Source organism: Zunongwangia sp. L-65 (assembly GCF_056859415.1).
Map to the genome: position 1 here is coordinate 1 of NZ_JBSXOK010000081.1, position 12,780 is coordinate 12,780.

Genomic DNA, 12,780 nt, shown 5'->3' on the forward strand with positions numbered 1-12,780 from the left:
GTAGTATCCATTTCCTCTTTATTACTGATGGAAAGCAACTTTTATTTATTCAAGTCTGGCTTTCTAAAATATTGAGTGACTGCTATTTCAGCCATAAGGAAGGTACATAAATTAAAATCGGATCTGCCTGTTCTTCAACAAGCGTTTATGTAAGAAAATAGGAATAATTCAAAAATGACGTGACCAAAGGTCTTTATTAAAACCTGGATCCGGAACAAAATTGAAATACACTACAATTTATTACATCTTTTCTACTTCATTTAATGTATTGGAAGCGCTACAGTAAAAGTGGTGCCTTCTTCTTGAGTGCTGGTCAGTTCAATTTTTCCCTCGTGTCCCTCTACTATTTCTTTGACAATGTACAGGCCAAGGCCGTAATTTTTCTCTTTTGTTGTGTCTTCGTTATTATTGGTAAACCTATCGGTGAAAATTTTGTCCTTAATACCTTCCGGTATAGGAGTGCCTTGATTATGAACGCTAAAAAGTGCCTGCCCCTCTTTAGAATTAAGGTTTACTTTTACAGGGCTTCCCGGTTCCCCGTGGTGAATCGCATTGGTGATTAGGTTCGTCATCATTTGTTCGAGCCTGGATGCATCCCACTTTCCTTTTATGTTATCTGTGGTGTCTATCGTGATGTCAATCTTGGGGTATGCCAATTGGATTTCTTGGACGATTTTTTCACTATGTTCTGAAAGATCAATTAAGCTCCTGTTGATGACCACGCCCCTTCCCAGGTTTAGTTCCGTAAACTCAAGAAGGTTATTTATGAGTTCTGTCATGCGCTTAAGGCTGAAATCTGATCTCTGAAGAATTCCTTTTTCTTTTTCAGAAAGATTTTGAGATAATTTCAGGATTGCTTGTGCGCCATAAACAGCTGAAATAGGATTGCGCAAATCATGCCCCAATACTCCAAGAAACCAATTCTTGCTTTGGTCGAGCTTCTGTTGAAAATGATCCAAGGAGATCATCCATGCTTCGTCAATTGCTTCATTAAATCGTATCATATCATGAAAATCAGTCTCCCAATTCTCTGCCCTGATTTTTTCGGCCCAAAGCCGAAGGATACTTGCCCTTAACGCACGGAATTCAGAACTTAGTTGCATGATGCCAAACCCAAGTTCAACCCGTTGCGCACCATGTTCACTGGCTGCCTTGGTTTCTCTAGATTTAAGTGCTTTATTGCCCTTGGATTTCTTTTCCTGCTCGGCATTTGTTTGCGAAGTATCCATATCTTCTGCAATCCTTTCAAGCATATCCTTTATATGGTCAGTAACTTCTTCCACCTGCATTTCAAATGTAGGTTTTATGTTTTCCCGGGCATATTTTATCCACTCGTTGGTAATTTCTTCTTTATGATTAACGAATAAAGTTGGCTAACTCCATATCTTATTTTCTGAATTAATGAAAGTAAATGATTATTTATATCCTGCAAAAGATAATGGTTGAGGGGCACCAAAAATTAATTGTAAAAATATACCTTTTTACGAAATACTCAACATCACAGAGCTGATTGTCGATTACTTTAAAAGACAAAACCTTCACCAGACAAGTCAATGCTCTTATATATTAAAGGACATGGTTCTATAAATAATGCAGAATACCAACAACTTGAGAATATATCAAAAAAAGTACGGTTACCCGTGATTTACAGGAACTGATAAATAGAGAGTTCATTGAAAGAAAAGGAACAACAGAGAAGGGAACTTCTTATAATGTCCGCTCCAAGACAGCATGGGATCATATATAGGCCAAATGGGTCATAAAGGTTTTCATACTTTTTCCTTTTATAAATAACCTATAAACTATCAGTTACTTTTAAAGACTTCATTACAGATTAAGCAGCCAGTATATCAGCCAAAAGTTTTAAATCCTCTATTAATTGGTTCGAGTTTTGTACCATAGGGGTCACAAAAAGGGATACTATTTTAGTGTCCCTTTTGTGTATTACAAGTCCAGCTAATTCTACATTTTTACCTCTTTTTATTTGAAATTTTTAAATATTTTCCGGAATTCATTGGAAAATTTAAATGAATTTGTTTTTTGATAACCGGTTCGAACCTATTAGAATCGTTGAGGTGATAAGATTCGAACCTTATTGTTCACAGATAATACCTAGACTAATCAGCAAAGAATGCACCTTCAAGTACGATAACATTTCACCAAATATTTAATCTGATTCCTTATTTTGCCAAATGACAAATTTATGACTAGCCATAATTACTAACTTTATAAAATGGAAAACTTATAGAATATATTTTACAATTTGGCAATTTAAACCCGCAGCAAATTGAGCTCATCTCGATAAATGTTACTGTAACGACACTTTATAAAGACACATATTTTGCAGAAGTAGGAAAAACTTTTAACAAAGTAGTTTTCGTTCTAGAGGGTATTTTACGAATTTGTTATTACAACAATAAAGGCGAAGAAATCACGAAATATTTTATAGAAGAAAACCGCTTCATCGCAAATCCATATAGAGACGAACCCTTTTCAGAATATGTCCAGGCAGCCACAGATTGTAAATTTATTGTATTTTCGAACCAACAATGGAACAACCTTTCTAATACAATTTTGGAGTGGGATAAAATTATGAATAAGATATTCCATAATGCCCTGATGAAGAAAATGGACAGAAGAAGTTCCTTAGTTTCTGAAGATGCCACCACACGTTATCTTATATTCTTAGAAAAATTCCCTAACCTTGTTGATCGGACTCCTCTTTCTTATATAGCTTCTTATCTGGGGATTACATAATCCTCCTTAAGAAGGATCAGAAAAAATATTGTATAAATCCTTTTTTGCTATATGGCAAAAGATTTTTAGTAGAGTTCCTGCACCTTTGTTTTCATAATTAAAACAGAGAAAATGAATATTAAAAAAATAATTACCATTGGTGCCAATACAGCAAATCCTCTACCAGTAAAGCGATTGGGTTATGGGACAATGCGTCTTCCGGGGGAACAAGTTTGGGGCGAACCCGAAAATAGGGAAGAAGCAGTGCAGATATTAAAAGCAAAACTTCTGAAGGTGATATTAATTTTCTGGACACAGCTGATTATTATGGAAAAGATGTAACCAATCGACTTATCGCAGAAGCCTTGCATCCTAATAAGAAAGATCTGGTTATTTGTACCAAAGTTGGAGCAAGCAGAGGGGTAGATAAAAGTTGGAACGTTTACGACAAACCTGAAAATTTACGGGCAAGCATCGATAATAATTTAAAGACCTTAAAAATTGAACAAATTCAATTAGTACATTTTCGCGTAATGCCTCGGACTACCACTCCTTTTGAGGAATCATTGAAGGCTATGTTCGAAATGCAAAAAGAGGGAAAAATTATGGAAGTAGGTGTAAGTAATGTTACCACGGAAGAATTAAATCCAGCCCTATCTATTGGGAAGGTGGCAAGTGTTGAAAATGCATTCAGTTATGTACAACGTACGAGTTTTTTCAGTATTTGGTCAAGATATTAGGGGTATACTATGTTCGAATTTTGCAATTTGGTGGTGAGGAAAGTTTAAAATGATTTTTAAGAAGTCGGGGTGGCAGAACGCGGGATTATTCTTCAAACTATTTAGTGGCTTACAAAAAGTTCATATTATAAGTTTTCTGATATAAAAAATCCACTCAAAAATTTTATAGGTTATGATAGATCATATCCAAAGCTTCATATTAATAATACAGAGGCTTCATTGTTGGTATGTCAAGTGGAACGTATTGATACTTCCTTATATATATCTGAGTATCATCCGAAAATTGGATTTTATTAGGCGTAATGAGTAGTAATATATCGAGCTGATAATTTTCAAGTAAATATAATACATTTTCAAGGAACTCTAAGAAAAGACTACTTTTCGTATTGCTTTATTTAAATTCATTCAAGCCTAAGTTCAAGGGAGGAGTAAAAAGTTATTTAAGACGATCAGATCCTTTTTCTACTATTACTCAACTTAAGCATTATTTTCCATAAAAGAAAATTTCTCTAATTTTAGTTTAGGGGTCTGCCTTGAACTTTTCTTAAATAAACGTTAGAAATTTATCTGTAAAGAATGAACCTAATTCTTTCAGCTACCAATAGGTTTTTACAACTATCTCTGGCAGATAGCGTATATAAACATACTGTAAAGCAGAAGGATGTGAGGCTAAAGTTAAAAGCTTTCTTAAGAACTTATAATATTTTGTTATTCTCTTTAGCTTTGTTTAATCCGGTAATGAGATGGTTAACTTTGAATTATAGGATATAGTTAGAGGAACGACCTTAAAATCCTACTAAACAAAAAAGTAATGCCATGAAGAATCTAAAAGATTTATTTGAACATCAGTTGAGAGATTTATATAGTGCGGAAAGCCAATTAATTTCAGCATTACCCACTATGGTTAAGCAGGCAAATACGCCCAATCTGAAAAAAGCTTTTGAAATGCATTTAAAGGAAACGCAAGAGCATCAAATACGCTTAAAGGATGTTTGTGAAGATTTGGGAATATCTCCAACTGGAGAAGTTTGTAATGCCATGAAAGGATTAATAAAAGAAGCTAAGGAATTTTTAGAAGAAAATGTTGAAAATGAGTTTGTACGTGATGCAGGAATTATAGCTGATGCACAGCGCATTGAGCATTATGAGATTGCGGGATATGGCACTGTGCTAAGATTTGCGAAGGAATTAGGGTATACAGTTATAGCCGAAAAACTGAATAAGACTCTCCAGGAGGAATATGCAGCCGATGAAAAATTGAACAGTCTAGCAACTAACCAAATCAATAGGAAGGCTGACTAACTCATATTTAACTGGATGGCGGACCATTCAGGCTGCGGTACTGAATGGTCTTTTCATAATCAAGACATGTCATGAAAAAGAATAAAAAAATACAGGATGAAGAGCAATATGCCATTTTAAAAAGCAATGGTATGAGTGACGAAAAAGCTTGTGTGATTGCCCGAAATAAAGAAGAAATACAGCAGAATGCCTATCATAATTATTCCTATAAGGAATTAATTGTAATTTGCCGTGAAAAAGGAATTTCTGTTGTAGACAAAATAAAAAAAGGCGATTTAATTGACTTAATAATTAAACATGAGGCATGAAATTGACAATGGTTATTTTAAACGTTATTTTACCTCCGGTAGCCGTTTATATTAAGTATGGAGCTAAAAAGGAGTTTTTAGTCAATTTATTATTAACCTTTCTTGGTTGGATACCCGGAGTAATACATGCTTTTATCATAAATGATGAATATGTAAAGCTGTTTCGAAAAAGCTAAAATATAAATAAACGAAATATCTTACTTTATGATGTTTTTAAAATACGATGACTATGTATTCTAAAAAAGCACACTTTGTCTATGATTTTTTGTTTGTGATAAGCTTAATGGGTTTGGATGTTTATCGTTATCTCAGTATGGAAAGTATGCAGACATATTGGTTTTTGACCTGTGGAGGTTTATTATTATTTAATAGCCTTTGTGCATATGAAGTACTAGGTAGGCAAATCATTACTTTCTATACTCATCTTTATTTTGATATAGTTCTGGCTCTGTTTCTATTGTGCTTAGTGTGGATTGATAGTATTGAGGGTATTTCAGCAGCTTCAATCGTTATTATCAGTATTCTTATCATTACTAATGCTATCGTAGCAAAATATAAACTGCATAGGGATGTTCGTTCACGATAATGTTAGAATTAAAAAGCCATACATAATAGTAAAACTGATTATAATTAAGCCTTTTTATATTTAATGGTGATGAAGGCTTCCCTGTTTTTCATACAGTTTAAAAATCAACTATTTTTAAGTTGACCTCCTCCCAAAATTAGGTACTGGTCATAACTAGAGAATCTGGGCTATTTTCATTGATTTCAATGTACTCATTGGGTGACATGTCACCCAATGAGCTGTGTGGTCTAAACCCGTTATAGTCTTCCCTCCAAATATCGAACTTTTCTTGTGCATCTTCCAAAGAGAAGAACCAGTTTGTATTTAAACATTCATCTCTGAAAGATCCATTGAAGCTTTCTATAAATGGATTATCAGTAGGTTTTCCGGGTCTTGAGAAATCTAATTCAACATTGTTTTCATAAGCCCATTTATCCAATACTTTACTGATAAATTCACTTCCATTATCTACTTTTATGCGTTTAGGATAAACTCTTGCACTAGCAACTAAATTATCCATCACCCCAACACCCCAACAACATCACTTCCTTTAAGGGATTTTCCTGCATATATAGCTAAACATTTACGACTATAATTATCTACTACAGTTAAGGCTCTGAAACGGCTTCCATCGTAGAGTTGATCTGTCACAAAATCCATACTCCAGCACTCATGTAAACTAGAGGCATTACCAAGAGCAGGTTGTCTATGGGCTGCACACCGACTTCTTTTAGGTCTCTTAGATCTGAGGTTTAAACCTTCTTCGCAATACACTCTATAAACGCGTTTATGATTATCCATAAAGCCTTCCCGGCGAAGCAAAATATAGATCCTCCAAAACCCATAGCGTACTCGTGTTGCTGCTATTTCTTTCATTCTCATACGCAGCAATTCATCTCCACGTTCTTTGGGTGTATAATAAAAAACGCTTTTGTGCAGCAATATTAGGCGTACACAACGATTGATGGAAATATTATATTCCATACGGATATTGCTGACCATCTCCCGTTTTCGAGACGGCCTTAGAACTTTTTTTTAAGTACGTCCTGAAGAATCTGCTTGTCAAGACTTAAATCAGCTACAAGCTTTTTAAGCTGCGCATTCTCCTCCTCCAAGTTTTTGAGCCTTCTCAGTTCAGAGACACCCAGACCACCGTATTTTTTCTTCCAATTGTAAAAGGTAGCCTCGCTGATTCCCATCTTGCGACAGACCTCAGAAAGACGTGTTCCAGTCTCAACCTGTTTTATCGCAAATACAATCTGCGACTCGGTATATTTTGATCGTTTCATAAGCAAATAATTTATTTAAAGTTAAACATTTATTTGCCAGAAATACTCTAGTTTTTATTAGTCCGATTTAATGGGAGGAGGTCAGTGATAAGTAAAGCTATATTTTCGGTCTTCAAAATTTAAAAATGATTTGAAGGCAATAAGGATTCGACCATTTCCGACTAGACACATTCTTAAAAGTTTTCATTCAGGAATAAAAAAATGTAAGAAAAAATGGACGTTTTTTTAAAACCAATCTCGCTCAAGAAAATGGGAGGGGAAAATTATAGGTATAGCATTAGATAGCGATATTTCTTTTGCATTTTTTCGGGGTGAATTATCTCGTAGCATAAACTTAGAATTGGAGTTTACACAACAAGATTCTTTACAATTAATTTATAATTTAGGACATCCGTTTCTATATCGATTTTCAAAGGATACCGAATGGGTGATTTTCGAGCGATTTCAACATGCTGTTACCCTGACTTCTTCCCGTCTAATTTCAAGAATTTCTTTAAAAAGCAGTATTCCCTATAATTTATACATTATCAATATTACAAAAAGGCAATTTTTAGAAAATAGAATTGCTACTTCAAACACTTTAGACAATAATTTAAAATTTCTTTTTAAGGAGCATCCTTCGCATCAAGTTTTCCATTCTGGAAATTTTAATTTAAGGATAGCTGATGTGTTTAAGGAAATTAATTATTTAAGTGTATTTAATTTTTTGGATTATTTAAAATTGGAAATAAATATTCATGAATTAATCTTCCTTCATCTTCGGCAATACAATAAAGATTGTAATAATCACCTAAAGCTGACGCATCCAAGCGATGTAAAACAAATTAAAAAAGCTGCTGAACTGATTATAGGTACATAGCTTAAATGAACAGAATAGAGTGAATAAGTAGGCATGTGGGTTTAAACTGTAATAAGTTGCAATTAGAATTTAAAGAATTATATGGTCAAAGCGTCAATGGGTATATAAGAGCTGTAAAAATGAAAAAAGCGAAGGAATTGCTTGAAGAAAGTATAATGAATTTATCGCAGATTACACATGCGATAGGGATTGCAAGTCCAAGTTATTTTCGTAGATTGTTTAAAGAGTTTTATCAAATAACACCATCAGAATATAGAAAAAGAAGAGACCAGAAATTAAAGGGAAAACAACACCAATATGAATGTCATTGAAGTTAATTCCATTCCCATAGATGAAGTAATAAAAGATATAGGGAAGGCCCTTTCACAGCCGGTTTCGGAAAATTGTAAACATTCTGTCTAGATATTCCAAATCATTTGGGGAAAGGCAATTTTCAGGGTTTAATTTCAATAATGGATTTGGGTTTATTCATTATAACTGTGTATTCCATGCGGCTACAGAAATACAATTTGTTGTTGATAAAATACATCCACTCAAATTTCTGTATATGTTGAATGGAAATATGGTAAATCGTTTTGAAGGTGAGGAAGAAGGGCACAGCATAGAACAATATCAACATGCTATCGTGACGAATGTGCAAAATAAAGGCCATATATTACAATTTTCCGAAGCAGAACAGCTTTCATTGATAAGTATAGAAATAGATCGAAAAAATTTTCGATAAGGTGGATTGTGACTAAAGGGGGTGGAATTTAAATTGAGAGATGCCTTTTTAGATGTAAAGGCAAAAAAGGAATTTTACCATAAAGGCTTTTATTCTCTTAAGATTGCTGATTTATTCCGGGAGAATGAGGAATTTAAAGTAAGTAATTTTATCCGGAGGATTTTTCTAGAAGCATTGACAATGAAAATGCTTGCCTATGAGTTGGAGAAGTATGAAGATGAACTCAAGACAGATAAGCAGCAACGAATATTAACTCATTATGAAGTTAGAGCTATAAAAAAGGCAGCTAATTATATTGAAGATCATATATCGAGGAACCCGAGTTTAGAGGAATTAAGCCGATATGCAGGATTGAATAAGAATAAGCTTCAATATGGTTTTCAATTATTATTTCATACAAGTGTACATACTTATTTAAGGGAAACAAGGTTAAAGAAAACCCTGTTACTTAATACCAATTTGAGTATCAGTGAAATTTCTAGTTATTTTTTTTCCAGAATTTTTAAAGAAAAATACGAAATGTCTCCGATAAAATTTCGTAAGATCAATCGTAAACCTTAGTGAAATGGCTATAAGTTTATTCTGTGTGTTCCACGGGTCTTAATTAAATGTTAAAATTAATTAGTCCAATGTTTAGATGATAAATTTGAGAATCGGAGAGCTCAATTTTTTGTTTTTTATGTAAGACTGGGTTTCTATTACTCTTAACAAACTCACCGATGAAAATCGCCTTTTATCCGAACAATTTCAGAACCGTTAATAAAAATTAAGAATTGTTAATTGTAGGCTAAAAGTGGTTTCAGCTGAAATATAGTCGTTTACTCCATTTAAATTTGTATTTGTTCATATAATCTATTATCAAAAAGTATGTATCAAAATTCGACCATTAAAAAGAATATTTTTCTTCTTTTATTAAAGGGTATAAAAAAAATGTCTATTCAATATAATACCTACTTATTTCTCTATAGAAAGAGTATAAAGCCTAATAATAGACAGCTTTTATTTCGACTTCTCGAGTCTAAAAGTAAATTTATATTACTGATTTTCGAAATGTTTCAGGAATATTACAGTTTAATTCATTTGTGGAACATTGAACAGTATTTCATCAGACTTAAAAAGGAAATTATGCAAAATTTAACCGGTATAAGAAGAATGGAATATAATTTAGAAATTAATGTCATAGAATTAGAAAATTTAAATCTCAGTTTCATTAAAAATATGTTACGTAAAGTTTCAGAACTTTCTTTTAGAAATATACTTCTTAGACATCAGTTCGAGTTGAAATCTGTACTCTCGGATTTTTAGCGCTCTGTAAATTAACTGTGGGGAATAAGCTTAAGCGTTAAGATGTCTATCTACATCGGTCTTTTATGTTGGGATTCCGTTATTCGATATCGGAATGGTAATCACCTCCTAATTATTTTGAGTTCATAATATATAATATGGGAGGTGGTTTTTTGTTTGAAAAAGTATCTGGAAAGTATATACTGAAAAAAATAAGTTCATATGATCATTACAATATGTTTAGTAATATTTGGCATCATAGGAACAACCATGATGACCATTTTCAGTTTTATATATTCCTATATCACAAATTATAGTTTTAATGAACCGAATCTTCTTAACTATGTGTTGGTTACTTCCGAATTTTTATTTTTAAGAAGATTGGGCGAACAACAAATAATCGGCTGGATTTTTCATTATCTAATAGGCTGCAAAAAACGGTCATAGTATACCACCCTGGCCGGGTTAAAGTGAGCCACCCTGGCCGGATCAAAGTGAACCACTTTAGCCGGAGTAAAGTGAACCACTAAAAAATCGATTCTATTTGTAAGAAGCCAAATGTCTTTTTTTGTAAAAAAGACCATGGCCAACAAACAGATAGATATGCGAAAAGTAAAACAGATTTTTAGCTTGTACAGCCAGGGCGTCAGTAAACGCCAGATAAGTTCAAGGTTGGGTTTATCACGTAACACCATTACTAAATACATCGCTTTTTTTCAGCGTTACCAGTTTACAAGCTACGAGGTCTCCGAGATGACCCTGGAAGAGCTACACAAGCTTTTTAAGTCAGATCAAAAGCCCAAGAGCGCTCAACTATTGACCTTGGAAAAATACTTTCCCTATTTTGATAAGGAATTACGTAAGACGGGGGTAACCAGGCAACTGCTCTGGCAGGAATATTATGTGAAACATCCTGATGGCTTTAAGTTATCCCAGTTTAAATACTGGTACCATCAGTGGACCAAGGAGGTATCACCGGTGATGCACCTCACTCATAAGGCTGGAGATAAGCTGTTCATCGATTACACCGGCAAGAAACTTAGCATTGTAGATCGTCACACCGGAGAACTACAGGATCTGGAAGTTTTTGTGTGCGTTTTGGGCAGTAGCCAATACACCTATGTAGAAGCTTCGCCAAGCCAAAAGAAGGAAGATTTTATACGTAGTGTCGAGAATGCACTTTGGTTTTATGGTGGGGTACCCAATGCCCTGGTACCCGATAACCTGAAATCCGCCGTAACTAAAGGGAGCCGTTATGAACCCAAGGTTAACGAGACCTTCTCTGATTTTGCGGAATATTATGAAACCGCAGTACTGCCCACAAGAACATATAAACCAAGGGATAAGGCCATAGTAGAGAACGCTGTACGGATAATATATACCAGGGTATTTGCACCGCTACGCCACCAGACCTTCCATAGCGTTTCAGAAATAAATAAAGCAATACTCGAACTTCTAAAAACACATAATGCAATGTCCTTCCGGGGAAGAGAGTACTCCCGGCGTTCTTTATTCGACGAGGTAGAAAAACAGGAGTTAAAACCCCTACCCTTAAAGCGGTATGAGATAAAAGCCTACGCTAATGGGACCGTGCACAAGAACAGTCATATTTATTTTAGCAAAGACAAGCATTACTATAGCGTACCTTATCAGCACATGGGCAAACGCATCAAGATCATCTACTCCGATAGCCTGGTGGAGATATTCTATAAATTTGAACGCCTGGCCGCACATCCAAGAGAGAAAAGGAAATACGCCTATACTACAGTTAAGGAACATATGCCATCACACCATAGGTTTATAAGTGAATGGAGCTCTGAAAAATTCATCGCCTGGGCAGCTCATATTGGAGTACACTGCAAAGGGTATATCACTGGAATACTGGACAAAAAACAACATCCCGAACAATCCTATAAATCCTGTCTGGGCATACTACACCTGGCAAAAAAAGTAGGGAACCTGCGCCTGGATAATGCCTGTAAGAGAGCTTCTGATTATGGGGCATACAATTATAATATTATTGATCGCATCCTTAAAAAAGGCTGGGATAACCTTGAAGAAAACCTCGAAGAGGAAATAGTACTGCCCGATCACAAGAACATCCGGGGAGGCCATTATTATAAATAGAAAGAAACCATTAAAACCAAGTATATGAATACACAAACCTTAGAACAGATGAAACAATTAAGGCTCCACGGAATGATCAGGGCCTTCAACTCTAGCTTAAGCCCGCAGAGTACGGATTACACCAATGATGAGTTTATAGCTTACCTAATCCAATGCGAATGGGACGATCGCCAGAACCGAAAAGTAGAACGCCTGACTAAAACAGCCCGGTTTAGGTATAGTGCTGTTATGGAAAATATCGATTATAACCACGACCGAAATATCGATAGAAATCAAATACAACGTTTTGCCACGTGCGACTTTGTAACACAAAACGATAATATTTTAATTACAGGAAGCACCGGGGCAGGAAAAAGTTATATGGCATCAGCCATAGGCCATCAGGCCTGCTCATTAGGCTTCAAAACGATGTACTTCAACACTTCTAAGCTCTTTACCATGCTTAAAACATCCAAGGCTGATGGCTCTTATTTAAAGCAGGTAAGCAAGATCGAAAAACAGGATCTGCTTATACTTGACGACTTCGGGCTTAAAGGCCTGGATAATATTAACAGGCACTCCCTGATGGAAATTATTGAAGATAGGCACGGAAAAAAATCTACCATTATTGCCTCCCAGTTACCGGTAGAGGCCTGGCATGAGATTATTGGAGAACAGACCATTGCAGATGCCATACTGGATCGTTTAGTTCATACAGCTCACAGAATAGATATCAAGGGGGAATCAATGAGGAAAAAACTTAAAAATAAATAGTAAATTTAACCACAGTAGAATCGATTTTGCGCACTTAGTTTGCTATGCTCACTTTCATCCGGCGCACGTGGTTCACTATGGCCGGCTCATCCA

At 35.0% G+C, this 12,780-nt stretch carries 14 protein-coding genes and 2 pseudogenes; 14 read left to right on the forward strand and 2 right to left on the reverse strand.

All coding sequences use genetic code 11. The features are described 5' to 3' along the window. Positions 1 to 260: 260 nt before the first annotated feature. Entirely contained in the window at positions 261 to 1,289 is a 1,029-nt protein-coding gene (locus AC13DP_RS20275) for a sensor histidine kinase (protein ID WP_483068379.1), read from the reverse strand. Between the two features lie 1,012 nt (positions 1,290 to 2,301). Between AC13DP_RS20275 and AC13DP_RS20280 the strand changes: the two are divergent. From AC13DP_RS20280 to AC13DP_RS20315, 8 genes and pseudogenes are all read left to right on the forward strand, one after another. Continuing rightward, a pseudogene (locus tag AC13DP_RS20280) lies at positions 2,302 to 2,553 on the forward strand (cyclic nucleotide-binding domain-containing protein); the annotation flags it as partial. 39 nt (positions 2,554 to 2,592) lie between these two features. Further along, positions 2,593 to 2,757, forward strand: coding sequence for a cyclic nucleotide-binding domain-containing protein (locus tag AC13DP_RS20285; RefSeq protein WP_013072774.1), 165 nt, complete (start codon positions 2,593 to 2,595; stop codon positions 2,755 to 2,757). 111 nt (positions 2,758 to 2,868) lie between these two features. After that, complete coding sequence (locus AC13DP_RS20290; protein WP_013072773.1) at positions 2,869 to 3,078, forward strand: hypothetical protein; 210 nt, start codon at positions 2,869 to 2,871, stop codon at positions 3,076 to 3,078. A gap of 11 nt (positions 3,079 to 3,089) precedes the next feature. Further along, a complete protein-coding gene (locus tag AC13DP_RS20295) occupies positions 3,090 to 3,476 on the forward strand; it encodes an aldo/keto reductase (RefSeq protein WP_233421424.1) in 387 nt (128 codons plus the stop codon). An 816-nt stretch (positions 3,477 to 4,292) separates the two neighbouring features. Further along, positions 4,293 to 4,778 (forward strand): YciE/YciF ferroxidase family protein, encoded by a 486-nt coding sequence (locus tag AC13DP_RS20300; RefSeq protein ID WP_013072771.1) that lies wholly within the window; start codon positions 4,293 to 4,295, stop codon positions 4,776 to 4,778. 71 nt (positions 4,779 to 4,849) lie between these two features. Continuing rightward, positions 4,850 to 5,086: a hypothetical protein gene (locus AC13DP_RS20305; protein WP_013072770.1), complete on the forward strand. Its 237-nt coding sequence runs from the start codon at positions 4,850 to 4,852 to the stop codon at positions 5,084 to 5,086. After that, positions 5,083 to 5,262: a YqaE/Pmp3 family membrane protein gene (locus AC13DP_RS20310; protein ID WP_041579011.1), complete on the forward strand. Its 180-nt coding sequence runs from the start codon at positions 5,083 to 5,085 to the stop codon at positions 5,260 to 5,262. The genes AC13DP_RS20305 and AC13DP_RS20310 overlap by 4 nt, the downstream gene beginning before the upstream one ends. 53 nt (positions 5,263 to 5,315) lie before the next feature. Then, entirely contained in the window at positions 5,316 to 5,672 is a 357-nt protein-coding gene (locus tag AC13DP_RS20315) for a hypothetical protein (protein ID WP_041579010.1), read from the forward strand. Between the two features lie 136 nt (positions 5,673 to 5,808). Here AC13DP_RS20315 and AC13DP_RS20320 read toward each other — a convergent pair. Next, positions 5,809 to 6,940: pseudogene (locus tag AC13DP_RS20320) on the reverse strand (IS3 family transposase). Positions 6,941 to 7,280: 340 nt separating this feature from the next. Between AC13DP_RS20320 and AC13DP_RS20325 the strand changes: the two are divergent. From AC13DP_RS20325 to istB, 6 genes are all read left to right on the forward strand, one after another. Then, a complete protein-coding gene (locus AC13DP_RS20325; protein ID WP_013072764.1) occupies positions 7,281 to 7,799 on the forward strand; it encodes a hypothetical protein in 519 nt (172 codons plus the stop codon). A gap of 35 nt (positions 7,800 to 7,834) precedes the next feature. Continuing rightward, on the forward strand, positions 7,835 to 8,110 hold the full coding sequence (locus AC13DP_RS20330) for a helix-turn-helix transcriptional regulator (protein ID WP_228250895.1): 276 nt from the start codon (positions 7,835 to 7,837) through the stop codon (positions 8,108 to 8,110). Positions 8,111 to 8,346: 236 nt separating this feature from the next. Next, positions 8,347 to 8,523 carry a hypothetical protein gene (locus tag AC13DP_RS20335; protein ID WP_013072762.1) on the forward strand — a complete coding sequence of 59 codons (177 nt, stop codon included), beginning with the start codon at positions 8,347 to 8,349 and terminating at the stop codon, positions 8,521 to 8,523. A 21-nt stretch (positions 8,524 to 8,544) separates the two neighbouring features. Next, the gene (locus AC13DP_RS20340) at positions 8,545 to 9,084 is read left to right on the forward strand and encodes a helix-turn-helix transcriptional regulator (RefSeq protein WP_013072761.1); all 540 of its coding nucleotides are present in this window, start codon (positions 8,545 to 8,547) and stop codon (positions 9,082 to 9,084) included. A 1,326-nt stretch (positions 9,085 to 10,410) separates the two neighbouring features. Continuing rightward, complete coding sequence (istA, locus tag AC13DP_RS20345; RefSeq protein WP_483068380.1) at positions 10,411 to 11,934, forward strand: IS21 family transposase; 1,524 nt, start codon at positions 10,411 to 10,413, stop codon at positions 11,932 to 11,934. Positions 11,935 to 11,958: 24 nt separating this feature from the next. Then, positions 11,959 to 12,687, forward strand: a complete 729-nt coding sequence (gene istB, locus AC13DP_RS20350; RefSeq protein ID WP_386274749.1) for an IS21-like element helper ATPase IstB — start codon at positions 11,959 to 11,961, stop codon at positions 12,685 to 12,687. Positions 12,688 to 12,780 lie beyond the last annotated feature (93 nt).

What these genes read in the sequence shown, in the direction of transcription:
- AC13DP_RS20275 (WP_483068379.1), bottom strand. Translation starts at nt 1,289, where the DNA reads ATGCAGGTGGAAGAAGTTACTGACCATATAAAGGATATGCTTGAAAGG.
- AC13DP_RS20315 (WP_041579010.1), top strand. Translation starts at nt 5,316, where the DNA reads ATGTATTCTAAAAAAGCACACTTTGTCTATGATTTTTTGTTTGTGATA.
- istB (WP_386274749.1), top strand. Translation starts at nt 11,959, where the DNA reads ATGAATACACAAACCTTAGAACAGATGAAACAATTAAGGCTCCACGGA.
- AC13DP_RS20300 (WP_013072771.1), top strand. Translation starts at nt 4,293, where the DNA reads ATGAAGAATCTAAAAGATTTATTTGAACATCAGTTGAGAGATTTATAT.
- AC13DP_RS20290 (WP_013072773.1), top strand. Translation starts at nt 2,869, where the DNA reads ATGAATATTAAAAAAATAATTACCATTGGTGCCAATACAGCAAATCCT.
- AC13DP_RS20310 (WP_041579011.1), top strand. Translation starts at nt 5,083, where the DNA reads ATGAAATTGACAATGGTTATTTTAAACGTTATTTTACCTCCGGTAGCC.
- AC13DP_RS20305 (WP_013072770.1), top strand. Translation starts at nt 4,850, where the DNA reads ATGAAAAAGAATAAAAAAATACAGGATGAAGAGCAATATGCCATTTTA.
- AC13DP_RS20335 (WP_013072762.1), top strand. Translation starts at nt 8,347, where the DNA reads ATGTTGAATGGAAATATGGTAAATCGTTTTGAAGGTGAGGAAGAAGGG.
- istA (WP_483068380.1), top strand. Translation starts at nt 10,411, where the DNA reads ATGCGAAAAGTAAAACAGATTTTTAGCTTGTACAGCCAGGGCGTCAGT.
- AC13DP_RS20285 (WP_013072774.1), top strand. Translation starts at nt 2,593, where the DNA reads ATGAATAAGATATTCCATAATGCCCTGATGAAGAAAATGGACAGAAGA.